This window comes from Streptomyces sp. NPDC050287, from assembly GCF_044459385.1.
Classification (GTDB): domain Bacteria; phylum Actinomycetota; class Actinomycetes; order Streptomycetales; family Streptomycetaceae; genus Streptomyces.
On sequence record NZ_JBITIY010000002.1, the window covers coordinates 398,772 to 423,060 of the forward strand.

Annotated in this window: 19 protein-coding genes; 9 read left to right on the forward strand and 10 right to left on the reverse strand. The window is 71.5% G+C overall.

Features of this window, described 5'->3' with window-relative positions; all coding sequences use genetic code 11:
* Nucleotides 1–388 precede the first annotated feature (388 nt).
* Nucleotides 389–1,378, forward strand: coding sequence for a malate dehydrogenase (locus ACIBK3_RS07130; protein WP_399362712.1), 990 nt, complete (start codon nucleotides 389–391; stop codon nucleotides 1,376–1,378).
* A gap of 160 nt (nucleotides 1,379–1,538) precedes the next feature.
* Here the strand turns inward: ACIBK3_RS07130 and ACIBK3_RS07135 are convergent, their stop codons facing one another.
* Complete coding sequence (locus ACIBK3_RS07135) at nucleotides 1,539–2,759, reverse strand: RNA-guided endonuclease InsQ/TnpB family protein (RefSeq protein WP_399362714.1); 1,221 nt, start codon at nucleotides 2,757–2,759, stop codon at nucleotides 1,539–1,541.
* Nucleotides 2,760–3,285: 526 nt separating this feature from the next.
* Between ACIBK3_RS07135 and ACIBK3_RS07140 the strand changes: the two genes are divergently transcribed.
* The 5 genes from ACIBK3_RS07140 (at nucleotide 3,286) to ACIBK3_RS07160 (ending at nucleotide 10,515) form a co-directional block, all read left to right on the forward strand.
* Nucleotides 3,286–4,806 carry an aldehyde dehydrogenase family protein gene (locus ACIBK3_RS07140; RefSeq protein ID WP_399362716.1) on the forward strand — a complete coding sequence of 507 codons (1,521 nt, stop codon included), beginning with the start codon at nucleotides 3,286–3,288 and terminating at the stop codon, nucleotides 4,804–4,806.
* A 196-nt stretch (nucleotides 4,807–5,002) separates the two neighbouring features.
* The gene (locus tag ACIBK3_RS07145; RefSeq protein WP_399362718.1) at nucleotides 5,003–6,532 is read left to right on the forward strand and encodes a GMC family oxidoreductase; all 1,530 of its coding nucleotides are present in this window, start codon (nucleotides 5,003–5,005) and stop codon (nucleotides 6,530–6,532) included.
* Complete coding sequence (locus tag ACIBK3_RS07150; protein WP_399362719.1) at nucleotides 6,532–7,620, forward strand: glycine betaine/L-proline ABC transporter ATP-binding protein; 1,089 nt, start codon at nucleotides 6,532–6,534, stop codon at nucleotides 7,618–7,620. The genes ACIBK3_RS07145 and ACIBK3_RS07150 overlap by 1 nt, the downstream gene beginning before the upstream one ends.
* Complete coding sequence (locus ACIBK3_RS07155; protein ID WP_399362721.1) at nucleotides 7,620–9,566, forward strand: ABC transporter permease; 1,947 nt, start codon at nucleotides 7,620–7,622, stop codon at nucleotides 9,564–9,566. The genes ACIBK3_RS07150 and ACIBK3_RS07155 overlap by 1 nt, the downstream gene beginning before the upstream one ends.
* 1 nt (nucleotide 9,567) lies before the next feature.
* Nucleotides 9,568–10,515: an ABC transporter substrate-binding protein gene (locus ACIBK3_RS07160; RefSeq protein ID WP_399362723.1), complete on the forward strand. Its 948-nt coding sequence runs from the start codon at nucleotides 9,568–9,570 to the stop codon at nucleotides 10,513–10,515.
* 3 nt (nucleotides 10,516–10,518) lie between these two features.
* Here ACIBK3_RS07160 and ACIBK3_RS07165 read toward each other — a convergent pair whose 3' ends face one another.
* Together ACIBK3_RS07165 and ACIBK3_RS07170 are read right to left on the reverse strand one after the other, a co-directional pair.
* Nucleotides 10,519–11,250, reverse strand: a complete 732-nt coding sequence (locus tag ACIBK3_RS07165; protein ID WP_399362725.1) for an isocitrate lyase/phosphoenolpyruvate mutase family protein — start codon at nucleotides 11,248–11,250, stop codon at nucleotides 10,519–10,521.
* Nucleotides 11,251–11,261: 11 nt separating this feature from the next.
* Nucleotides 11,262–11,783, reverse strand: a complete 522-nt coding sequence (locus tag ACIBK3_RS07170) for a carboxymuconolactone decarboxylase family protein (RefSeq protein WP_399362727.1) — start codon at nucleotides 11,781–11,783, stop codon at nucleotides 11,262–11,264.
* Nucleotides 11,784–11,830: 47 nt separating this feature from the next.
* Here ACIBK3_RS07170 and ACIBK3_RS07175 point away from each other — a divergent pair, with 47 nt between their 5' ends.
* A complete protein-coding gene (locus ACIBK3_RS07175) occupies nucleotides 11,831–13,246 on the forward strand; it encodes a PLP-dependent aminotransferase family protein (RefSeq protein WP_399362729.1) in 1,416 nt (471 codons plus the stop codon).
* 49 nt (nucleotides 13,247–13,295) lie between these two features.
* Nucleotides 13,296–13,787, forward strand: coding sequence for a carboxymuconolactone decarboxylase family protein (locus ACIBK3_RS07180; RefSeq protein WP_399362731.1), 492 nt, complete (start codon nucleotides 13,296–13,298; stop codon nucleotides 13,785–13,787).
* A gap of 172 nt (nucleotides 13,788–13,959) precedes the next feature.
* Here ACIBK3_RS07180 and ACIBK3_RS07185 read toward each other — a convergent pair whose 3' ends face one another.
* The 6 genes from ACIBK3_RS07185 to ACIBK3_RS07210 are packed head-to-tail and all read right to left on the reverse strand — an operon-like array spanning nucleotide 13,960 to nucleotide 22,315.
* The gene (locus ACIBK3_RS07185; RefSeq protein WP_399362733.1) at nucleotides 13,960–14,805 is read right to left on the reverse strand and encodes an aminotransferase class IV; all 846 of its coding nucleotides are present in this window, start codon (nucleotides 14,803–14,805) and stop codon (nucleotides 13,960–13,962) included.
* A gap of 13 nt (nucleotides 14,806–14,818) precedes the next feature.
* Nucleotides 14,819–16,033 (reverse strand): FAD-dependent monooxygenase, encoded by a 1,215-nt coding sequence (locus ACIBK3_RS07190; protein WP_399362735.1) that lies wholly within the window; start codon nucleotides 16,031–16,033, stop codon nucleotides 14,819–14,821.
* A complete protein-coding gene (locus ACIBK3_RS07195) occupies nucleotides 16,030–17,649 on the reverse strand; it encodes a class I adenylate-forming enzyme family protein (protein WP_399362737.1) in 1,620 nt (539 codons plus the stop codon). Before ACIBK3_RS07195 ends, ACIBK3_RS07190 begins: the two co-directional genes overlap by 4 nt.
* A 23-nt stretch (nucleotides 17,650–17,672) precedes the next feature.
* Nucleotides 17,673–19,280, reverse strand: coding sequence for an AMP-binding protein (locus ACIBK3_RS07200; protein WP_399362739.1), 1,608 nt, complete (start codon nucleotides 19,278–19,280; stop codon nucleotides 17,673–17,675).
* Complete coding sequence (pabB, locus tag ACIBK3_RS07205) at nucleotides 19,277–21,706, reverse strand: aminodeoxychorismate synthase component I (protein ID WP_399362741.1); 2,430 nt, start codon at nucleotides 21,704–21,706, stop codon at nucleotides 19,277–19,279. The genes ACIBK3_RS07200 and pabB overlap by 4 nt, the downstream gene beginning before the upstream one ends.
* Before the next feature lie 30 nt (nucleotides 21,707–21,736).
* Nucleotides 21,737–22,315 carry an antibiotic biosynthesis monooxygenase gene (locus ACIBK3_RS07210; protein ID WP_399362743.1) on the reverse strand — a complete coding sequence of 193 codons (579 nt, stop codon included), beginning with the start codon at nucleotides 22,313–22,315 and terminating at the stop codon, nucleotides 21,737–21,739.
* Nucleotides 22,316–22,521: 206 nt separating this feature from the next.
* On the opposite strand from ACIBK3_RS07210, the gene ACIBK3_RS07215 reads away from it, so the two are divergent.
* Complete coding sequence (locus ACIBK3_RS07215; protein WP_399362745.1) at nucleotides 22,522–23,304, forward strand: DUF3050 domain-containing protein; 783 nt, start codon at nucleotides 22,522–22,524, stop codon at nucleotides 23,302–23,304.
* Between the two features lie 30 nt (nucleotides 23,305–23,334).
* Here ACIBK3_RS07215 and ACIBK3_RS07220 read toward each other — a convergent pair whose 3' ends face one another.
* The gene (locus tag ACIBK3_RS07220; RefSeq protein WP_399363949.1) at nucleotides 23,335–24,174 is read right to left on the reverse strand and encodes a hypothetical protein; all 840 of its coding nucleotides are present in this window, start codon (nucleotides 24,172–24,174) and stop codon (nucleotides 23,335–23,337) included.
* Nucleotides 24,175–24,289 lie beyond the last annotated feature (115 nt).

Consider the following 24,289-nt stretch of genomic DNA (forward strand, 5'->3'; position numbering starts at 1 on the left):
CCGTCCGGAGGCCGAGGGCGAGGCCGGTGCGATCGGGCGGTGCCGAAAGAATTCCGGGAACGGTACGCATGGCTCCCCGAATCGCGGGCACGCGAACCTTACCCCCACGGGAGTCCGGCAACGGAACCCCCATACGGCGGCCGCCTTCGTCCCCCCTCTCCCGGACGGGCGGCCGCCTCTTCATGTCGGCGTCATGGCGGCTTCATATCGGCCCGGTGGAGCCGCCGCCCCATCCGCCGAAGCGACTTGTGGGGTGGGCCACACAACCCCGGACGTCCGACATCCCGGATGCGCGATAGCCTGACCGCTGATCTCTCTTGACGCCAAGAGATCGATCAAACGTCCGGGGCAGGGACGCCCCACCGCCAGCTGTCTTACGGAGAACGCCATGACCCGCACTCCCGTGAACGTCACCGTCACCGGCGCGGCCGGCCAGATCGGTTACGCACTGCTCTTCCGCATCGCCTCCGGCCAGCTGCTCGGCGCGGACGTGCCGGTCAAGCTGCGCCTCCTGGAGATCACCCCCGCGCTGAAGGCCGCCGAGGGCACCGCCATGGAGCTGGACGACTGCGCCTTCCCGCTCCTGCAGGGCATCGACATCACGGACGACCCGAACGTGGCCTTCGACGGCACCAACGTCGCTCTCCTGGTCGGCGCCCGCCCCCGCACCAAGGGCATGGAGCGCGGTGACCTCCTGGAGGCCAACGGCGGCATCTTCAAGCCGCAGGGCAAGGCCATCAACGACCACGCCGCGGACGACATCAAGGTCCTGGTCGTCGGCAACCCGGCCAACACCAACGCCCTGATCGCCCAGGCCGCGGCCCCGGACGTACCGGCCGAGCGCTTCACCGCGATGACCCGCCTGGACCACAACCGCGCGCTGACCCAGCTCGCGAAGAAGACGGGCTCCACGGTCGCCGACATCAAGCGCCTGACGATCTGGGGCAACCACTCCGCCACCCAGTACCCGGACATCTTCCACGCCACGGTCGCCGGCAAGAACGCCGCCGAGGTCGTCAACGACGAGAAGTGGCTGGCCGAGGACTTCATCCCGACGGTCGCCAAGCGCGGCGCCGCCATCATCGAGGCCCGTGGCGCCTCCTCGGCGGCCTCCGCCGCCAACGCCGCCATCGACCACGTGTACACCTGGGTCAACGGCACGGCCGAGGGCGACTGGGCCTCCATGGGCATCCCGTCGGACGGCTCCTACGGCGTTCCGGAGGGCCTGATCTCCTCCTTCCCGGTCACCACCAAGGACGGCAAGTACGAGATCGTCCAAGGCCTGGACATCAACGAGTTCTCCCGCGCCCGCATCGACGCCTCCGTCAAGGAGCTCGAGGAGGAGCGCGAGGCGGTCCGCGGCCTCGGCCTCATCTGAGCCGTCTGACCCACCCGCGTCCCACCTGAGAGCTCCCCTCGGCGCACCGGCCGGGGGGAGCTCTTCATGTGTCGGAGGTGCCGGAGGTCAGCCGCTTCTCGAACCAGTGGTGGGCGTAGACCTGAATCCTCCCCTCCCTGAAGGGAAGGGGATTCCTGGCTCAGGCCGCCTCCTGGAGCAGCGCTCCAGGAGGTCTTCCGCCATCAGCACCAGCCGGGTTGAGACCAGCCCGGACGAGCATGACGCGTGCGGAGTTCTTGTCCCTGGGGGACACTGCTCCGCACGCGGTGCAGGTGTAGGTGCGCTCACCCAGCGGCGGGCGATGCTTGGCTCTCGCATCGCAGTGCGCGCAGTCCATCGTGGTGTGCGCGGGGTGGACCAGGCGGATGTCCCGCCCGTGCTTGCGGCCCATCTCGATCAGAGCGGCCTTGGTGGCACCGATGGCGGCATCAGCGGCCTTACGGGCCATAGAGCTCTTGGCCAGGAACTTCGGGCGGAAGTCCTCGACCGCGATGGCGTCGTGGTCGCGGACCACCTTCTTGGCCCACTTACGGCCAGTGTCTTCCCGCTGCCTGGCGACCTTCTTGTGCGCCTTCGCCCGCAGGTGTTTCGCCTCGCGGTAGCCCTTCGATACCGGTTGTCCCTTCTTCGGCCTGCGGCGGGCCATCATCCGGTCGTACCGGGTCAGCTTCGCCCGGGCCTTCTGGCCGTGCCCGGCGTGCGGCAGGTCGTGCGCGTCGGACGTGGTGGTCGCGGTCTCCTTCACGCCCCAGTCGACACCGAGTACGCGGCCGGTCTGCGGCAGGGGCTGGAGTTGGGCGGGGACGACGAACGAGGCGTACCAGTGCCCGAGGCTGTCCTGGTACAGGCGCACCGAGGACGGCTCGGACGGCAGTTCCCGCGACCACACCACCGCCATGACGATGCCGCCGGCCAGGTGCAGCCGGCCGTCCTTCAGCCGGAACCCGTTCTTGGTGTAGTTGAGGGTCGGCCGCGCCTCGCGTTTGGATTTCCACTTCGGCATCCCCGCACTGCGCGCCATGGGCAGGCGTTCGCGGATGTCCTTGTGTGCCTTGGCGCGGGAGCGGCCGAAGTCGCGGATGACCTGCTGCTGGGGAACCGAGGAGCCCTCACGCAGCCACGGCGTACGGGCCCGGGCTTCGGTCAGCATCCTGTCGAGCTGAGCCGGACCGCACGTGGCCTTCCGACCGGTCGCCTTGTTGTGCAGGTGTACGGCCCTGGACTTGGCGACGCATTCGTTCCACACCCAGCGGCACCGGTCCCACTCCGCCGCCAGGGCGGTGCGGGCGGTGGACGAGGCGCGCAGCCGGTAGGTGTACCGGGCATGCCCGGCCTCCGCAACCGCCGTCACCTGCGCCATCTCGCCCCCTCAACACCGCGGCCAGGGCCGTCGACGGCTCCACCGCCACCCGCTGGTGCGCGAACAACGCGGTTCCCGGCCAGGGCGACATGTCGCCCCGCACCCTCCCAAGGACCGTACGTACGACCGCAGCACACACGTCTCCCGATCCCACAGCCACCACTCCGACCAGCGACCACAAGCACACGCGTTCGCAACGGCGCCATCTACGCCATTGCCGCCTACGGCCCCGAAGCGGACGGCCGCGACGACGAACTCGACCTGCTCACCACGGCGTTGGAGAACTTCTGCCCGCAGTCCGCCTGCTGGTCGGCACCGATCGACCGAGCGTGTAGCGGCTTGGCGGCGCCGTACCGCCCGCTCGGTAAGCGATTTGCCCTATCTGCCCGCATCTTCAGTGACGCAGCGCACTTTCGGCCACGGATCGCGCATGCAATCGAGGGACGTGGGCATGCGCTCACGGTCCCGGTGAGTGACGTGCATGTGACGCAGGGGCACTGAACAGGAACGGAAGGCAATACCGATCATGGCGGACACACTGGAACCGCGGGCGCGGAAGACCATCCACGCGGACGGGGAGTGGCGTGAAGCCGTCTCCGGCGCGACGCGCGAGATCCTCGACCCCGCGGACGCCCAGCCGTTCGCCGTGGTCGCGGAGGGCGACGAGAAGGACACCGATCTGGCGGTCGCGGCCGCCCGGAACGCGTTCGACCACGGCGACTGGCCCCGCACCCCGGTCACGGAGCGCGCCGCACTGCTGCGCCGCGTCGCCGATCTCCTCGTACGCGACCGTGAAGAGCTCGGAATGCTGGAGAGCCGGGACGCGGGCAAGACCGTGGAGGAGGGCCGGGTCGACATCGACTGCGTCGCGGACGCCTTCCGCTACTTCGCCGACCTCGTCGCCGGAGAGGCGCCGGGCCGGGTCGTCGACGCGGGCTCGCCCGACATCCACAGCGTCGTCGTCCACGAACCCGTCGGGGTCTGCGCGCTGATCACGCCCTGGAACTACCCGCTCCTCCAGGCCAGTTGGAAGATCGCCCCGGCTCTCGCGGCCGGCAACACCTTCGTGGTCAAGCCGAGCGAGATCACCCCCCTGACGACGGTCGCCCTGATCGACCTGCTGGCGGAAGCCGGGCTCCCCGCCGGTGTCGCGGGCATCGTCACCGGACCCGGCCACTCGGTCGGCGCCCGGCTCGCCGAGCATCCCGACGTCGACCTCGTCTCCTTCACCGGCGGCCTGGCCAGCGGCACCAAGGTCGCCCAGGCCGCCGCGCCGAGCGTCAAGAAGGTCGCCCTCGAACTCGGCGGCAAGAACCCCAACGTCGTCTTCGCCGACGCCTGCGCCACCGACGAGGGCTTCGACACCGCCGTCGACCAGGCCCTCAACGCGGCCTTCATCCACAGCGGCCAGGTCTGCTCGGCCGGCGGCCGGCTCATCGTCGAGGAGTCGGTCCGGGACCGCTTCGTCTCCGAACTCGCCCGCAGGGCCGACCGGATCCGCCTCGGCCGCGGCACCGCCGACGGCGTCGAGTGCGGTCCGCTGGTCTCCGAGCAGCAGCGCGCCAAGGTGGAGGCGTACGTCGAGTCCGCGCTCAAGGAGGGCGCGGTGTTGCGCTCCGGCGGCAAGCGCCCCGAGCCGTCCCCGGAGCGGCCCGAGAGCGGCTACTTCTACGAGCCGACCGTCCTCGACCACTGCCACCGCGAGATGCGGGTCGTACGGGAGGAGGTCTTCGGGCCGGTCCTCACCGTCGAGACCTTCCGCACCGAGGACGAGGCCGTCGCCCTCGCGAACGACACCGAGTACGGTCTCGCGGGCGCCGTGTGGACCGCCGACGCCGGCCGGGCCCGCCGGGTCGCGGGCCGGCTGCGGCACGGCACCGTCTGGATCAACGACTTCCACCCCTACCTGCCGCAGGCGGAGTGGGGCGGCTTCGGCAAGAGCGGAGTGGGCCGCGAACTCGGCCCCGCCGGACTCGCCGAGTACCGCGAGACCAAGCACGTCTACCAGAACCTCGCCCCGAAGCCCGTCCGCTGGTTCGCCGGCTGAACCCCTGCCTCCGCAAAGCCCCCGCTGAACCCTCTCCCCACGTCAGCCTGAGGCGCCGCCCCCACGCCCCGTCCCGCTAGCTCTCCGACCCCACGCCCCGTCCCCCCACCGGCCCCTGGCCCCTCGGCCCCGCCCCTGGCCCCCAGATCACCGGCCACCCCGAGCCCCGGCCTCGCAAGCCCCTGGAGTACCCCCCATGCCAGAGAAACCACATGTCTACGACTACGTCGTGATAGGCGGCGGCACCGCAGGCTCCGTCATCGCCTCCCGCCTCACCGAGAACCCCGACGTCACGGTCGCCGTCATCGAGGGCGGCCCCAGTGACGTGGACCGTGACGACGTCCTGACCCTGCGCCGCTGGATGGGTCTGCTCGGCGGCGAACTCGACTACGACTACCCGACCACCGAGCAGCCGCGCGGCAACTCCCACATCCGGCACAGCCGCGCCCGCGTCCTCGGCGGCTGTTCCTCGCACAACACCCTGATCGCCTTCAAGCCGCTGCCGTCCGACTGGGACGAGTGGGAGGCGGCCGGCGCCAAGGGCTGGGGCGCGGTGCCGATGGAGGCGTACTTCGCGCGGCTGAAGAACAACATCGTCCCGGTCGACGAGAAGGACCGGAACCCCATCGCCCGCGACTTCGTCGACGCCGCCCAGAAGGCGCTGGACGTCCCCCGCGTCGAGGGCTTCAACAAGAAGCCGTTCGACGACGGCGCCGGCTTCTTCGACCTCGCGTACCACCCCGAGAACAACAAGCGGTCCAGCGCCTCGGTGGCGTACCTGCATCCGGTGATGGACGAGCGCGCCAACCTGACGATCCTGCTGGAGACCTGGGCGTACCGGCTGGAGCTGGACGGCACCCGCGCCGAGGGCGTGCACGTCCGTACCAAGGACGGCGAGGAGATCCTCGTACGCGCCCGCAACGAGGTGCTGCTGTGCGCCGGCGCCGTCGACTCGCCCCGCCTGCTGCTGCACTCCGGTATCGGACCGAGGGCCGACCTGGAGGCGCTCGGCATCCCGGTCGTCCACGACCTGCCCGGCGTCGGCGAGAACCTGCTGGACCACCCCGAGTCGGTGATCGTCTGGGAGACCGAGGGACCCATCCCGGAGAACTCCGCGATGGACTCCGACGCGGGCCTGTTCGTGCGCCGGGACCCCGAACACGCGGGCCCCGACCTGATGTTCCACTTCTACCAGATCCCCTTCACGGACAACCCGGAGCGCCTGGGCTACCGACGCCCGCCGTACGGCGTCTCGATGACCCCGAACATCCCCAAGCCGAAGAGCCGCGGCCGGCTGTACCTGACCAGCGCCGACCCGGAGGTGAAGCCCGCCCTGGACTTCCGCTACTTCACGGACGAGGACGACTACGACGGCCGCACCCTCGTCGACGGCATCCGGATCGCCCGGGAGATCGCGAAGACCGAGCCGCTGGCCGGCTGGCTCAAGCGCGAGGTGGCCCCCGGGCCGCAGATCACCGGCGACGAGGAGCTGAGCGAGTACGCCCGCAAGGTCGCCCACACCGTGTACCACCCGGCGGGGACCTGCCGTATGGGATCCGCCGACGACCCACTGGCCGTCGTCGACCCCGAGTTGAAGATTCGCGGTCTGGACGGCATCCGGATCGCCGACGCATCCGTCTTCCCCGCCATGACCGCGGTGAACCCCATGATCGGGGTGCTCATGGTCGGCGAGAAGGCGGTCGACCTGATCGGAGGTGACGCCTGATGGCGCTCACTGTTCCCACCCGTAAGCCCCCCACGGACGACTCCGCCGCCCCCGTCTTCTCGGTCGACGGCCTGTGGAAGGTGTTCGGCCCGAAGGCCGCCTCCGTCCCCGCCGACCCCGAGCTCACCCGCCTCGACCCCGCCGAGCTGCGGTCCCGTACCGGCTGCACGGCCGCCGTCCGGGATGTCTCCTTCGACGTGCGCAAGGGTGAGGTCTTCGTCGTCATGGGCCTGTCCGGCTCCGGCAAGTCCACGCTGGTGCGCTGTCTGACCCGGCTGATCGAGCCGACGGCGGGCACCATCCGCATCGACGGCGAGGACGTCCGCGCCATGGACAAGTCCCGGCTGCGCGCACTGCGCCGGCACCGGGCCGCGATGGTCTTCCAGCACTTCGGCCTGCTGCCGCACCGCACGGTCCTCGACAACGTGGCGTACGGCCTGGAGATCCAGGGCGTCAGCAGGGCCGAACGCCGCAGCCGCGCCCAGGACGTCGTCGACAAGGTCGGCCTGGAGGGCATGGAGCAGCGCCGCCCGGGCCAGCTCTCCGGCGGCCAGCGGCAGCGCGTCGGACTGGCCCGCGCGCTCGCCGTGGATCCCGAGGTCCTGCTGTTCGACGAGCCGTTCAGCGCGCTCGACCCGCTGATCCGGCGTGACATGCAGGAGGAGGTCGTGCGGCTGCACCAGGAGGAGGGCCGCACGATGGTGTTCATCACCCACGACCTCAGCGAGGCGCTCAAGCTGGGCGACCGTATCGCGCTGATGCGGGACGGCGCCGTGGTGCAGCTGGGCACTCCGGAGGAGATCGTCGGTTCCCCGGCCGACGACTACGTCCGCGAGTTCGTCCGGGACGTCCCGCGCGAGCAGGTCATGACGGTCCGTACGGCCATGCGCCCCGGGGGCTGCGACGGCAAGGACGGCCATCCGGGCGCGCTCGCCGCCGACGCGGTGGTCGCCGACGCCATCAAGGTCGTCGCCCGCAGCCGCAAGCCGGCCTGTGTCGTGGAGGACGGCCGGTGTCTGGGGGTCGTCGACCACGAACGGCTCCTGGACGTCGTGGCCGGAACGGAGCTCCGCAAGGAGGCGGTCTGATGGCAACGGTCACCGCTCCCGCCCCCCGGATCTCCCTCCCCGGTGTCCTCAAGCACCGGGCCGTCCACAAACTGCTGCTGCTGGCCCTCGCCGCCGCGATCCTCGTACCACTGGCGAACGCCCGCTGGGCCAGCGGCAGTTGGCCGGCCGCGCTCACCGTCGACCTCACCGAGCCGCTGACCAAGGCCAGCGACTGGATCGTCGACAACCGCGACAGCCACCCCCTGTTCCTCTACTTCTTCGGCTACATCAGCAACGCCGTCGTCCTGTCCGTACGGGCCGTGTACCTGGTGCTGCTCGGCGCCGGCTGGGCCGGGGTCACCGCCGTCGCCGGGCTGGTCGCCTGGCGGGTGGCCGGGGTGAAGCTGGCCCTCGGGACCGCCGCCGCGTTCCTGGCCTGCGGTCTGCTCGGCATGTGGATCCCGACCATGCAGACGCTCGCCCTGATGGTGGCGGCCGTGCTCGCCTCGGTCGTCGTGGGTGCCCTGCTGGGCCTCGCCGCCGGGCTGTCCGACCGGATGGACCGCATCCTGCGGCCGGTCCTCGACACCATGCAGGTGCTGCCCGCCTTCGCCTACCTGCTCCCGGTGGTCCTCGTCTTCGGCATCGGCGTCCCCGCGGCCGTCCTCGCCACCGTCGTCTACGCCGCCCCGCCCATGGCCCGGCTCACCTCGCTCGGCCTGCGCGGCGCCGACAAGGAGGTGCTGGAAGCGGTCGAGTCCCTCGGCTCCACCGCCCGCCAGCGCCTGCTCACCGCCCGGCTCCCGCTGGCCCGCAAGGAACTCCTGCTCGGTCTCAACCAGACGATCATGATGGCGCTGTCCATGGCCGTCATCGCCTCGGTGATCGGCGCCGGCGGCCTCGGTGACCGCGTCTACCAGGCGCTGGCCTCCGTCGACGTGGGCGCGGCCCTCGCGGCCGGCATCCCGATCGTGCTCCTCGCCGTCGTCCTGGACCGCATCACCGGCGCCGCCGGAGACGGCACCGCTCCGGACGGGGGATCACGGCGCGCGGGCTGGGTGTACGCCCTCGTCGCCGCCGTCGCCGTAGCGGTGGCCGGACGCCTCCTGGGCCGCCTCGACTGGCCCGACGCCTGGACCCTGAACATCGCCGAGCCCGTCAACCGGGCCGTCGACTGGATGACCGCGCACCTCTACTCCGGTGTCCCCGTCGTCGGCGGCACCGCTGACTGGGCGGGCCACTTCACCACCTGGGTCCTCGACCCGGTCAGGAACGGTCTGCAGGGGCTGCCGTGGTGGTCGGTGCTGCTCATCGTCGCCGCGCTGGCCTGGGTGATCGGCACCTGGCAGACCGCGCTCACCGCGGTCCTCGCGATGGCCGCGATCGGTGTCCTCGGGGTGTGGAAACCGTCCCTGGACACGCTGTCCCAGGTGCTTGCCGCGGTCGCCGTCACCCTCGTCCTGGGCTTCGCCGTCGGTATCGCCGCGGCCCGCAGCGAGCGCTTGGAGCGGATGCTGCGGCCCCTCCTGGACGTCTTCCAGACCATGCCGCAGTTCGTGTACCTGATCCCGGTCGTCGCCCTGTTCGGCGTCGGCCGCGCCCCGGCCGTCGCCGCGGCCGTCGTGTACGCGCTGCCGGCCGTCGTCCGGATCACCACCCAGGGCCTGCGCCAGGTCGACCCGGCCGCCATGGAGTCGGCCCGCTCGCTCGGCGCGACCAGCGGCCAGCAACTGCGGCAGGTCCAACTCCCGCTCGCCCGCCGGGCCTTGCTGCTCGCCGTCAACCAGGGCGTGGTCCTGGTCCTCGCCGTCGTCATCATCGGCGGCCTGGTCGGCGGTGGCGCGCTCGGCTACGACGTCGTCTTCGGCCTCGCCCAGGGCGACCTGGCGACCGGCCTGGTCGCCGGCGCCGCGATCGTCTGCCTCGGCCTGATGCTCGACCGGGTAACCCAGCCGACCGAACGCCGCGCGAAGAAGGGAGCGTGACATGCGACTTCGTACGACGGCCGTCGTGGGCTCCCTGGTGCTGCTGACCGGCTGCGGCGCCGCCGACATGACCAAGCAGGCCTCGCCCTTCGCCAACGCGCAGGGCGCGAAGACGGTGACCCTGTCCGTCCAGTCCTGGGTGGGCGCGCAGGCCAACGTGGCCGTCGCCCAGTACCTCCTGGAACACAAGCTCGGCTACCGCGTCGACACCGTCCAGGTCGACGAGGTGCCCGCCTGGGACGCGCTCAGCCAGGGCCGCGTCGACGCGATCCTGGAGGACTGGGGCCACCCCGAGCAGGAGCAGCGGTACGTCAAGGACAAGAAGACGATCACCGCGGGCGGCGACCTCGGCGTGACCGGGCACATCGGCTGGTTCGTGCCGACGTACTTCGCCAAGCAGAACCCGGACGTCACGAACTGGAAGAACCTCAACAAGTACGCCGACCGGTTCCGCACCCCGGAGAGCGGCGGCAAGGGCCAGCTGATGGACGGCTCGCCGTCCTACGTCACCAACGACAAGGCGCTGGTGCAGAACCTGAAGCTCGACTACCAGGTCGTGTTCGCCGGGTCCGAGGCCGCCCAGATCACCCAGATGCAGCAGTCCGCGAAGGAGAAGAAGCCCTTCCTGACCTACTGGTACGCCCCGCAGTGGCTCTTCAAGAAGATCCCCATGACCGAGGTGAAGCTGCCCGCCTACAAGGAGGGCTGCGACGCGGACCCGGCGAAGGTGGCCTGCGCCTACCCGCACACTCCCCTGCAGAAGTACCTCAACACGGACTTCTCCAAGAGGGGCGGCAAGGCGGCGGCCTTCCTGAAGAAGCTCAAGTGGACGACCGAGGACCAGAACCAGGTCTCCCTGATGATCGCCGACCAGAAGCTGTCGCCGGACGAGGCGGCGAAGAAGTGGGTGGACAGCCACGAGTCCGCGTGGAAGGCGTGGCTGTCCTGAGCCTCATGCGACGATGCCGCCGGCGATCTCCCGCAGCGCCTGGGCGGCCCGCCGCTGGAGCCCCGGCCCGAACGTGACCCGGGTGGCCCCTCGCGCGCCCAGCTCGGCGGGCAAGGGGCCCTTTCCGACCTGCGCGCCCACGTTGACCGGACCCTGGATCCCCGCCCGCAGCAGCGGCAGGACGTCGGGCGGGGCGCCGATCGGATACACACAGTCGGCGCCGGCGGCGACGTACAGCGCGGCCCGCTCGGTGGTCCGATCGACGACCCGTTCCGGATCGGCGATTCCGCGGACGAACGTATCGATGCGCGCGTTCACGAAGAGCCGGTCGGCCGCCGCGGACCGCACCTCGGAGAGCCACTCGGCATGCTCTCGCGGGTCCTTGAGGACGCCGTCGACCGAGTCCTCCAGGTTGCACCCGACGGCTCCCGCGTCCAGGAGCCGCTCCACCAACTCCTTCGGCGGCAACCCGTACCCGCCCTCCACGTCCGCCGACACCGGCACGTCCACGGACCGTACGATCCGGGCGACCGCCGCGAACATCTCGTCGGCCGGGGTCCGTCCGTCCTCGTACCCGAGGGAGGCGGCGATCCCGGCGCTGGGCGTCGCCAGCGCCGGGAACCCGGCCTCGGCGAACACCCGGGCACTGGCCGCGTCCCAGGGGCCGGGCAGGACCAGGGGATCGCCGGGGAGGCGGCTGCGGTGCAGTGTCCGGAACGTATCGGCCTTGCTCATGGCAATCTGATTCAACTGTGCTGCCCCGGCTGGTAGTGGCCCGGAGTCATGCGGGCTGTCACACCGAACCGGTTCCAGGCGTTGATCACCGCGATGGCGGAGATCAGCCGGGCCAGTTCGGCCTCCTCGAAATGCTCGGCGGCCTTCTCGTACACCTCGTCCGGTACGAAGCCGTCCGTCAGGACCGTCACCGCCTCCGTCAGTTCCAGTGCCGCGAGTTCCTTCTCGGTGTAGAAGTGCCGTGACTCGTCCCAGGCGCTGAGCTGGACGATCCGCTCGACACTCTCGCCCGCCGCGAGCGCGTCCTTGGTGTGCATGTCGATGCAGAAGGCGCAGTGATTGATCTGGGAGGCGCGGATCTTGACCAGCTCGTACAGTGCCGGGTCGAGTCCCTGCCGGGCAGCCGTGTCGAGCCGGACCATCGCGTTGTAGACGTCGGGGGCGAGCTTGGCCCACTGCAGGCGCGGGGCGGGTTCTGGCGCGTATTCCACGGTCGTCGTGTCGTGGTTCGTCGTGTCCTGTGTCGTCGTCATGCTCTTGAGCCTAGGAGCCAAGCAGCCCAGGAGTATGGTCCATTCCCATGGCGAAACCATGGGCCACTTTGGGCGTGGACCTGCACCTGGAGCCGACCGGCCCGCGTCTGCGGCGCGGCCTGACCGACGCGTTGCGCGAGGCGGTCCGCTCCGGCCGGCTGGCCCCCGGCACCCGGCTGCCCTCCTCCCGCGCCCTCGCCGCCGACCTGGGCATCGCCCGCAACACGGTCGCCGACGCCTACGCCGACCTGGTCGCCGAGGGCTGGCTGACCGCCCGGCAGGGCTCCGGCACGCGGGTGGCCGAGCGCACGGTCGTACGCCCGTCCGCCAGGTCACCCCGCCCCCGCGAGCGCGCCGCGCCCACGTACGACCTGCGTCCCGGCTTCCCCGACCTCGCCTCCTTCCCGCGTACCGAGTGGCTCAAGGCCGCCCGCCGCGCCCTGAGCGTGGCCCCGTACGACGCTTTCGGCTACGGGGATCCCCGCGGCCGAGTGGAGTTGCGCACCGCGCTGGCCGGCTATCTGGCCCGGGCGCGGGGAGTGCGCGCGGATCCCGAACGGATCGTGGTGTGCGCCGGGTTCTCCCACGGCCTGAAACTGCTCGGCGCGGTTCTGCGGGCACGCGGAATCCATACGGTCGCCGTCGAGTCGTACGGCCTCGACGTGCACTGGAGGCTCCTGGGCGCGGCCGGTCTGCGCACCGTCCCGCTGCCCTTGGACCGACTGGGCACGGACCCCGGGGAGCTGGCGGACAGGGGTTCCGGGGAGTCGGCGGACGCCGGCGCCGTACTGCTCACCCCGGCCCACCAGTTCCCCCTGGGCGTGCCCCTGCACCGCGACCGGCGCGCGGCCGTCGTCGACTGGGCGCGGCGTACCGGCGGCCTGGTCCTGGAGGACGACTACGACGGCGAGTTCCGCTACGACCGCCAGCCCGTGGGCGCCCTCCAGGGCCTGGACCCCGACCGGGTGGTCCACCTGGGCACCGCGAGCAAGTCCCTCGCCCCCGGCCTGCGACTGGCGTGGATGGTGCTGCCGCCCCAGCTCGCCGAGGAGGCCGCGGCGGCGAAGGGCGGTGTCGACACGTGCGGGATGACGGACCAGCTGACGCTGGCCGAGTTCATCACGTCCGGGGCCTACGACCGTCACGTCCGCTCGGCGCGTCTTCGTTACCGCCGGCGCCGGGACGCCCTCGTGGCCGCCCTCGCCGCCCGCGCCCCCGAGGTGCACGCCACCGGCATCGCGGCCGGACTGCACGCCGTGCTGCGGCTGCCGCCCGGCAGCGAACAGTCGGTCGTCCAGGCCGCAGCCTGGCAGGGCCTGGCCGTCCACGGCCTCACCCCCTACCGCCACCCCGACGCGGTCACGGAGCGGCCCATGGACGCCCTGGTCGTCGGTTACGGCACACCGCCGGACCACGCGTGGTCCGGGGCCCTGGACGCATTGTGCGCGGCACTTCCCGGATAATCGGAGGTTTCCCATTCCGGAATGCGGTCCGGCGGATAGAGTCGCCCCCATGAGTAATATCGACGCGATGTCCCGCGTGGCCCTGAAGAAGATTACCCCCGACGTCTCCGCCGCGATGGGCGCCCTGCACGGCGCCGCCGTTTCCGCGGCCCAGGACGCCAAGGTCGAGCCCGAACTCCTGGAACTCGTCAGGATCCGCGCCTCACAGCTCAACGGCTGCGCGTTCTGCCTCGACATGCACACCAAGGACGCCCGCGCCCAGGGCGAGACCGAGCAGCGGATCTACGCCCTCAACGCCTGGCGGGAGACCCCCTTCTTCACCGAACGGGAGCGCGCCGCGCTGGCGTTGACCGAGGCGGTGACGCTGGTGCACGACGGTCACGTCCCGGACGCGGTCTACGCCGAGGCGCGGGAGGTCTTCGACGAGGAGCAGCTCGCCGCGCTGATCTGGGCGGCCACCGTCATCAACGCCTACAACCGGATCGCGGTCGCGACCCGGATGGTGCCGGGGGGTTATCAGCCGGCGCAGAAGAAGAGCTGAACCGAAGAAGAACTGAATCGAAGAAGAAGAACTTAATTCGGGCAGCTTTTATTGCGCCGGGGCGAATGGGACTCAGGGGTAAGAAATACAGGGTCTCATTCGGCCCGGCGTATGGCATCGGGGTCGGGTTCGGAATCGGTGTCGGTGTCGTGTCGGGGTCGGGGTCGGTAATTCAGCGCTCCGGAAGCGGCTCCATGATGTCGTCCAGCCATTTCCGCCACTCCTGGGCCCGCACCGCCGGTGCCGCCTTCATCGGCCGTGCCGCCCAGCCCGTCACGGGCCGGATGCCGTGCAGTGCGTTCACCAGCCACACCTCGCGTCCGTCCAGTTCGGCCACGGTCCGTTCGCGGTGGGCGACGCGGGTCCCGGTGCGCCAGGCCTGCTCCTGGATGAGCCCGACCGTGACCCCGGGCAGGACGGGCAGTCGTGGCGGGGGCAGGCACAGGGTGTCGTTCTCCCACCACAGCACGCTGGCGGTGGCCGCCTCCAGCACCACTCCGGACGCCGCGATCAGCACCGCCTCCTCCGCGCCCTCGCTGGACGCCCGCCGCTTGACCCGGGCCAGGGCGTCCAGGTCCGGGCCCTTGCGGCGGGGGACGGTCCGCGGATCGGACTGTCCGGCCGCCCAGACCCGTACTCCGGAGCCGAGCGGCGGCGCGTGTCGCAGCAGCAGCCGCAACTCAAGGGAACCGGCGGCGAGTTCGACGCGGGGAAACCACTCACCGGTGCGCGGCAGGGCCGCCGTCATGTCCTGCCAGAACTCCACGAGCCGGCGCAACGGCGGCCCGCCGCACTCGCCGCACGCCCGCAGGAACCGCTCCCGGTGCCGCTCGAAGCCCCGCACCCGCCCGTCCCGCACCAGCCAGGAGTCCGCGACGAGCACCCGCCCCCCGACCACCGCCGACTGCGTGGCCGCCCCGGCACCCCTCTTCTCCGCCGCCGGCCCACCGTCCGCAGGCACCAGCCCACCACCGGGCGTCCACCTCGACAGGCCTTCCGCAACCGTCGGTCGAGTCACCAGAATCTCCTCCTCAGTACGTGCCGCCGGCCGCCACCGGTGCCCCGCCCCGCGGCCCGTAGGGCGCGTGTTCCAGCCATGATCCGCACTGCGGCAGTACCGGTGCGAGGGCCGCCGCCGCCCGCTGCTTGATGCGGACGATCCGCCGTCGTGGCCGCAGATGGTCCAGCGCCTCCCCGGCGGCCGCGCTGTTGAACAGGGCAGCCGCCCGCCGCGCTTCGGCGAACGCGGCGACCGCAGCCGCCGTCCCCGCCGCGACGGCATCCGAGTCCGCTGTCGCTGTCGCTGTCGCGACGGCATCCGCTGCCGCTGCCGCGTCGGCGATGCCGCTGTTCATGCCGCGCGCCCCGAACGGCGGGAAGAGATGCGCCGCCTCCCCGACGAGCAGCACCCTGCCGTGCGGGTCGGTGAAGGAGGCCGCGACCTTGCGCAGGAAGCGGTACGTCGACACCCACAGGATGCGCTCGGCGTACCCGTCACCCACGACCGAGGGCAGCCACCGGCGTACGGCCTCCTCACTGCCGTACTCCTCCTGCCGGTCGTCGTCCCGGCACTGCAGGTCGATCTGGAAGCCCCCGGTGAACGGCACCCGCATCACACTGCGTCCGCCCACCCCAGGGTGCTCGTAGTGGAAGACCCGTTCCAAGGGCAGTTCGGCGCCGGGGATGTCGGCGACGTCGACGACGACGTGGAAGCCCTCCCCGTGGCTGCCCTCCATGGCGATGCCCAGCCCGCGCCGGAGCGTGGAGCGGGCGCCGTCCGCGGCGATCGCGAAGCCGCCGCTCCACACCCGCCCGTCCTCCCCGGTGAGCCGGACCCCGGTCGCGGTGCTGTGGACGTCCGTCACGCGGGCGTCCCACAGGAACTCCACACCGGCCCGCTCACAGGCGGCCCGCAGGAAACGTTCGGTGTCGACCTGGCGCAGGCTGGTGAAGGGCGGGGTTCCGGTGGGCGGCGGGTAGGTCCGGGAGTAGACCTCGCGGCCCCGGTAGAGGGTGCGCCGGGTCTGCCAGGTCCGCCCGTACGACGTGATCTCGTCGGCGAGGCCCGGCCGCATTCCGTCGAGGAGACGCAGGGTCTCCCGGTGCACGAACAGGGCCCGGCTGCCGGGGCGTTCACGGCCCCGCGGGTCGGCCTCAAGGAGGAGGACCGGCAGCCCGTGCGCCCGCAGGGCGAGGGCCGCCGACAGGCCGACGGGGCCGGCGCCGACGACCAGAACCTGGTTCACGTGCGCGCGCCCGCGGCCAGCATGCGGGTGATCTCCACCCGCTTCACCTTCCAGGTCGCGGTCATCGGCAGCTCCTCGAACCGCCACTGCCGCGGCTCGGCCAGCGCCGGCAGATCCGCCGTGGCCTCCCGCCAGCGCTCCGTGTCCAGCGGCCGATCGCCCCGCACGCACACCACCGGTACCGGCTCCCGGTCCGCGCCGGGCACGATGACGACCTCGCGCAGCTCCTCCAGCCGGGACATCAGCACGTCCTCGACCTCCAGATTGCTGTGCACCGCGTCGATGCGGTCGATCTCACGGTCGATCAGATGCAGTACGCCCAGCCGGCTGCGGTACCCCATGTCGCCCATCTGCCACCAGCCCCGGTCGAGTTGCCGTTCGTACTGCTCCCGCGCCCCGAGGTAGGTGAGGATCCGTCCGCGGGTGCGGGCCTCGATCCGGCCGGCGGTCCCGGGCGCCGCCCGCCTCCCGTCGGCGTCGGTGACCCGGATCCGGGTGAACCCCGGTATCCCGATGCCGACCCGGCGGCCGTCCGCGCGGTCGGCACTGCGCCGGGTGAACCACTGGAAGGCGACCGGCCCCGTCTCGCTCTGCCCGTACAGCTGGACCAGGTACGGCGTACGACGCCGGGAGGCGCCCAGCAGCCGTCGTACGGTCCGCGGGTGGATGGCGTCGAACGTGGAGCCGTACGCCTTGACCCGCGACAGCGGCGCCCCCGGCGCGTCGGCCAACTCCTCCCACAGCACGAAGGTGTTGGGATGCGTCTCCACGATCCCGGGCCGGTGCCGCACCAGCAACGGCCCCACCCTCGCCGGGTCCGGGTCGGTGATCAGCACCAGCGGGCTGCCGAAGTGCAGCAGCACGCCGAGCAGATGGTAGAAGCGCGAGTGCACGAACGACATGTGCAGCGCCGCGGTCTCGCCCCGCGTGGGCCAGCCCATCGCCTGCTGCGGTACCAGCCGGTTCCACATGGTCCGCGCACAGTGCACGGCGAGCTTGGGAACGCCGGTCGTGCCAGAACTGTGGGTGATCAGCGCGGGCTCCCGGGGGTGCAGCCGTACCGGTGCGGGCGGCTCGGTGCCGGCGTACTTCTCCAGCGGCTCGGCGCCGGGAGCGCCGTCCACGGAGAGAGTCCTGCGCACGAGCCCGGTCAAGTCGACGTCCTGGAGCGGGCCTTGGAGCTTCGCCCGGTCGGTGATCAGCCATGGTCGTCGCAGCCGCGCCAGCAACTGCCCCACGACGGGGCCGGCGAGGCCGGGGGAGAGCAGTACCGGCACCGCGCCGATCCGGGAGACCGCGCAGGTCAGCAGCACGATGTCGACGTTGTCCGTCTTGTGTACGGCCACCTGCTCGGAGGGGCGTACCCCTGCCTCCCACAGCCGCCCCGACAGCTCCTCGACCACCTCGGCCAGCACCGGATAGCTCAGGTCGACCCCGAGGGACGGATCGACGTCCAGCGGCTGGTCCAGCGTGACGAAGACGCCCCCGTGGCGGTCGGCCGCCCGCCGGAACACCGGGCCGAGACAGAACCCGCGGTCGGCGAGCAGGGAGTGGTCCGTGCGCGGGGAAGGGCCGGTGCGCAGGGGCAGATCGGTGCGCAGGGATGGATCGGGCATGGTGCCCTTCCTTTCTGCCATGGTCACCACGCGCCCCTGCGGACCAGGTGACGGCGGAGCTTTCCGGTCGGGGTGCGGGGCAGGGACGGGACGAGGCTGACGCTGCGGGGGACCTTGAAGGCGGCCAGGTGCTCCCGGGCCAGCCGGATCAGTTCGTCCCCCAGACCGGGTGGCGGTGTCGCGGCGGGGACGACGAAGGCGCGCAGAACGTTGCGGCCCTGCCCGTCCCGGACGGCCGTGACCGCGACCTCCCGCACCGCCGGATGCGTCCGCAGCACGTCCTCCACCTCCAGCGGGGAGACAGTGATGCCGCCGACCATCTCCATGTCGTCGGCGCGGCCCAGATGCCGGTAGGTGCCGTCCGGTTCGCGGCACGCCCGGTCCCGGGTGGCCAGCCAGCCGCCGGCCAGGGCACGGTCCGTCTCCTCGGGGCGGTTCAGATAGCCGGGCGTCACCGTCGGCCCGCGCACCCACAGTTCGCCCTCCGCCCCGTCCGGCACCGGATGACCGTCCCGGTCACGCAGCTCCACCTCGAAGCCGGGGACGGGACGGCCGACGGTGCCGGGACGGTTGTACTCGAAGCTGTTGGCGCAGAACGCGTGCCCCGCCTCGGTGGAGCCGATCTGCTCCAGCACCGGCGCGCCCAGCAGTTCGGCGACCTGCATCCCGAGCACCGTCGGCAGGCCCTCGCCGGCCGACACCGCCGCGCGTACGGAGGCGAAGCGGGCCTCGTGCCCGCTGCCCCGGTCGGCCACCAGCGCGGCGTACGCCGACGGCACGGAGTACAGCAGTGTCACCCGGTGCCGGGCGACCAGCTCGTCCAGGGTGGCCGGGGCCGGACGCCCGTCCACCAGCACGGCCGACGAACCCGAGAAGAGCGGGAAGACGAAGGCGTTGCCGAAGCCGTAGGCGAAGTACAGCTTCGACACCGACAGCGTGACGTCGTCCTGGGTGATCCGCAGCAGCCGCCGCCCGATCAGGTCGTGGTACGTCCGCGGGTCCCCGTGCGTGTGCACGACGCCCTTCGGGCGGCCCGTCGTGCCGGAGGTGTACTGGATGTACAGCGGGGTGTGCGCGTCGACCGGATGCGCCGGTGCCGGACCGGTGGCGTGAACGAGGGCGAGGAACTGGTCGGCGCCGAGGCGTGCCCGGTCGCTGAAACGGTCTTCGAGGCCCGGTCCGGTCACGCACAGCACGGCCTGGGTGTCCTCGGCCATGAACGCGTGCTCGGCCGCGGGGAGTTCGGGATTGACCAGCACGGCCACGGCCCCGAGCCGGGCGGTGGCCAGGAAGGCCGTCACCCAGGCGATCCCGTCGGGCAGGGCGAGCAGCACCCGGTCGCCGGGACGCACACCCTGCTCCGCGAGCACACCGGCCGCGCGGCCCGCGAGAGCGTGCACCTCGCCGTGCGTCCAGACCCGGTGGCCCTGGCGGAAGGCGGCCCGTCCGGTCCACCCGCGCCGCTCGGCGAGGGCCGCGAGATGCGCGGCGAGGTTGCCAGGGGCGTCGGCGTCGGCGCCGGGCAGGTGCAGGGCGGGCTGCGGCGTCGTCGTCGGGCGGGTGTCTCCGTGACGGTCGGTGGTGACTGCCGTCGGGCGGGTGTCTCCGTGACGGTCGGTGGTGGTCGTCATCGGGCGGGCTCCTCGGTGACGGTCTTCGAGATCCGGGTGCCGGTCCCGTCCCGCATCGGTATGCGGGTGTCGGTCCGGTCCCGTTCCAGGACGCGGGTGTCGATCCGCTCGCGCTGCTGCCGGATGCGGTCGACGGTGTGCTCGCGGTGCGCCCGCATCTGCGCGGCCGTCTTCAGCAGCATCTCGTCGTACTCCGCGACCGGGTCCGAGCCGAGGACGATGGCACCGCCCGCGCCCAGCCGCATCAGCCCGTCGGCGAGTACGGCCGTACGGATCACGATGCTGAGGTCGGCGCCGCCGCCGCACCCCAGGTAGCCGAGGGCACCGGAGTAGACGCCCCGGGCCTCGGTCTCCAGCGAGTCGATGATCTCCATCGTGCGCAGCTTCGGCGCGCCGGTCATGGAGCCGCCGGGGAAGCAGGCGCGTACGCAGTCCACCGCGTCCGTGCCCTCACGCAAGCGGCCCTCGACGGTGGACACCAGCTGGTGCACGGTGGCGTACGTCTCGGTGGCCATCAGCCGGGGGACGCGTACCGTCCCGGTCCGGCAGACCCGGCCCAGGTCGTTGCGGAGCAGGTCCACGATCATCAGGTTCTCGGCGCGGGTCTTGGCGTCCGCCGCCAGCGCGTCCCTGAGCCGGGCGTCCTCCTCCGGCCCGTCGCCGCGCGGCGCGGTGCCTTTGATGGGTCTGGCCTCGGCGACTCCGTCCCGGCTGATCCGCAGGAAACGCTCGGGGGAGGAGCCGGCCACGTCGAGGTCCTTGAACCTCAGGAAGGCCGCGTACGGTGCCGGGTTGACGCGGCGCAGGACCCGGTAGAAGTCGTAGGCGTCCGGCGGGGCGGGTAAGCGGGCGGCGTCGGTCAGACAGACCTCGTAGCTGGTGCCGGCGTGAAGTTCCCGTTGGCAGGCCTCGATGTCGGCGAGGTACGTCGCCCGGTCGCGCACCAGCCAGGGCTCGGCGGCGAGCAGGTCGGCCTCGGGGGCCGGCACGGACGGCGACGGCACCTCCGCGGCCGGGGTCGTGCCGACACCCACGCAGGTGAGCTGGGCGAGGGTGCCCTCCAGCCAGTCCGCGGCCTCCGACGCGGCCTGCGGGGTGTCCTCCGCCACGCAGACCAGGTAGGTGAAGCCCTCCTGGTGGTCGACCGCGATCAGCCGGTCGGCGAACAGCCAGCAGGCGTCCGGCAGTTCGGACGAGTGGCGGTTCGGTGAACCGCAGTCGGCCTTCGTCTCGTAGCCGAAGTAGCCGACGTAACCGCCGGTGAAGTCGAAGGGCAGCCCGGTGGCGTCCACGCGCCGGTTCGCCAACTGCCGCTTGAGGTAGTCGAACACGCTCGCCGTGACCTTGCGCGGCGGCCGCCCGGCCCGCTCGATCTCGCAGCGCCCGGTCTCGACGTCGTACCGCACGAACTCGGCGAGCGGCCCGCTGTCGTCCCCGAAGAACGAGAACCGCGACCGGCCCGGTTCGACCAGCGAACTGTCCAGCCAGAACGCCCGCTCGGAACGGGCGTACATCCGCGTGAAGGCAGCCTCCGCGTCGACCGCGCCGGCGAGGCGGCGGGCGTGCAGCCGGTAGGCCGGTCCGCCGGAGCGTCGGGGGCGGGGAATGGTGACAGGGGAGCGCGATGGTGTAGCCGTGACCGATGGTGTCATTGTGACCGATGGTGTCGCTGTGACCGAGGGTGCTGCGCCGGCCGGTGCTTCCATGGCCGATGGTGCCGCAGTGGCCGATGGTGCCGAGGTAGCCCATGGTGCTGCGGTGGCCGATGGTCCCGCGGTGGCCGTCGGACGAGGGATCGCCGCCTTGGTCGGGGGCACGGCGGTGTTCTTCGCACGCAGCTTGCGGGCCCGGTCCGCCGTGAGATTGCGGAAGTTCACGAGCATGCGGTGCCCGTAGTCGGTCAGGACCGACTCCGGGTGGAACTGCAGGCCCCACAGCGGCCGGGTGCGGTGCCGCAGCCCCATCAGCACACCGTCCTCGGCCCACGCGGTGGCCTGAAGGGTGTCGGGCAGGGGCTCGCGCACGGCCAGCGAGTGGTAGCGGACCCCGGTGAAGCCCTGCGGTACCCCCTGGAACAGGTCCTGCCCGTCATGCCGTACGGAGGTCAGATGCCCGTGCCGGGGCTCCGGGGCCGGTGCCACCCGGCCGCCCTCCGCGAGGGCGATGCCCTGGTGGCCCAGGCAGACGCCGAGGACGGGCACCGGGGACTCGGCCAGCACGCGCGCGCTGATGCCGAAGTCGCGGGTGTGCGCCGGGTGCCCCGGGCCCGGCGACACCACCACGTTGTCGAATTCCGCAAGATCCGGAATCGAGTCGGCGGGAGCGTCATTGAGGATCACCACCGGCTCCTCGCCGTTGACCTCGGCGATCAGCTGGAACAGGTTGTACGTGTACGAGTCGTAATTGTCGATGAGCAGGGTCTTCACCCGCCCACCTCCCTTGCGTCGTTCTCTGGCCTACGCGGTCCGTTTGTGCCGTCCGCGAAGCGCCTGGAGCGGTGGATACAGCCATTTCTTGAAGAAACGCTGAAGGCGCGGCATCAGAATCCAGGTGACGATGGCCGTCACGCACAGGCACAACAGCAGCGTACGAATGAACGGATTGAGGCCACCGAGATAGGGCAATGCGATCACATTGAACACCAGCACCGGCGGGAACACGGCGCTCATATTCACGAACCACAGTTTCCATTTCGACGGCGGGGCCGGCGGTGCGGCGGGCCGGTCGGTCTGGGCGTCGAACCACGCTTTCGCGCCCCGGACGCTCCGGCGGCCCGTCTGCCGGGCGACCTCCTCGGCGCGGATGTCCCACTGTCTGCGAGCGGTGGAGTTCTCCCAGGCCAGGGCGGTTCCTTCGCTGGCGAAGCGATAGACGACATGCCACTCCGCCTCTCCGTCGACAAGAACACCACCTCCCAGGAAGCCCGGTTGCTGCGCGCTGGCGGCCAGCATGGCCCACCCCCAGGAGTGGAAGTCACCCTCGTGGCCCGGCACCACGTGATAGGCCACGGTGACGGTGACGGGATTACTGGTCACGCTGTCGAATACGCACCAAGAAGGGAGGCCGTTCAAATATTCAACGATGTTTTTGGGCTGTCCGGAACGTTACATTTCTAGCCCTTTGTGGGCTCTTCGGATCTTGTGTCGAGAGGTACCGCGGGTAACTTTCACCGAATTCCCGGAAGCGCTTGCCGGGAAGTCGCCAAAGCTGCACGATCGCTCTTCTCGACCTAAGGAGTCCCATGTCCAGGTACGACTGGAACATGCGTCACGAGGGAATCGACCGGGCTCGCGCCGAGATCGAACCCGCGCGAAAAGAAGTCACCGCTCATCCCCTTTACCAGCGAATAAGCAGCCGGGAACGCATGGCGACGTTCATGACCCACCACGTGTTCGCCGTGTGGGACTTCATGTCCCTGCTCAAGTCCCTGCAACGCGAACTGACCTGTGTCGACGTCCCCTGGGTGCCGCGCGGCTCGGAGGTGAGCCGGCGGCTGATCAACGACATCGTGCTGGTCGAGGAGAGCGACGAGCTGAACGGCGGCTTCACCAGCCACTTCGAGCTGTACCGCGCCGCCATGGCCGAGGCGTCGGCCGACACCGCCCCCATCGACACGTTCCTCGAGCTGATCGCCGAGGGTCACGACGTCTCCGCGGCGCTCCGGGTCGCCCAAGTCCCCGCTCCGGCCGCCGAGTTCGTCCGCACGACCTTCACGATCATCGCCGGCCGGCCCCTGCACTGCCGTGCCGCCGCCTTCGCCTTCTCCCGCGAGGACCTCATCCCCGACATGTTCGACCAGGTCATCAAGGAGGAGGGCACCGACCGGTTCCCCCTCTTCCGCGACTACCTGGCCCGCCACATCGAGGTCGACGGCGAGGAGCACACCCCCATGGCCATGCAGATGGTCGCCGACCTCTGCGGCACGGACCACACCCGCTGGCAGGAGGCCGTCGAGACGGCGAACCTCGCGCTGGAGGCGAGGGTGCGGCTGTGGGACGAGATCACGGCGGCCATGGACGGGTGAAAGGCTCGGCGGGGCGTCCCGTAGGCCTGCTCACCCCGCGTCGGCAGCCACCGGCGCCGGCGCCTCCCCGAACCTGGCCAGCGCCAACGCCCCCACCACCGCGACGAGGAAGCCCAGTACCGCCACCCACCCCAGGCCCTCCCGGGTGCGGTCACCGAGCCAGATCACTCCCACCGCCGCCGGTCCGACCGTCTCGCCGATCACCAGGCCTGCGGTGGCGGCCGTGACCGAGCCCGTGCGCAGCCCCGAGGTCAGGGAGAGGAACGCCGCCGCGCCGCCCAGCAGCAAGGCGTACGCCGCCGGATCCCGTAGCAGGTCGAGGAGCGCGACCGAGTCGATCAGCCGTACCGCCACCTCGACCACCCCGAACCCGAAACCGGCCGCCAGGCCGAGCGCTCCGGCCCGCCCCCGCTCCGGCAGCCGTCCGCCGGCGAGTCCGAACACCAGCACCGCGAGCGCGACCCCGAGCAACACGTACGGCAGCGCGGCCGGTCCGCCGAGGTCCCCCTCCGTGCCGGACGCGATGCCGAGCAGGGCGAGCCCCGCGCACACCACCGTCACGGCACCCCACTCCCGCCCGCTCAGACGTACCCGCAGCAGCCGCGCCGCGACCACCGCGGTCACCGCGAGGCTGGACGCGAGGGCCGCCCCGACGGCGTAGATCGGGACCGACCGCAACGCGGCGACCTGGAACAGGAAACCGAGCCCGTCCAACGCCAGCCCCACCACGTACCGCCACTGCCGGACCGCCCGCAGCAGCAGCGCTGCCTCCCCGCCCCCGCCTCCCGCGGTGTCCGCCTCCCGCGCCGCCATCGCCTGCAACACCGTCGCCGTCCCGAAACAGACCGCGGCGGCCAGGGCGCACACCATTCCAAAGAGCACGAAGTGACTGTAGGGCCAGCCGTGTGCCGGGGAGCCATGGGGGAGGCCGGTGAGCGGTGGCTCGCCCGAGCGCGCCCTCTCGCCGTTGCCCTGAACTGTCCGC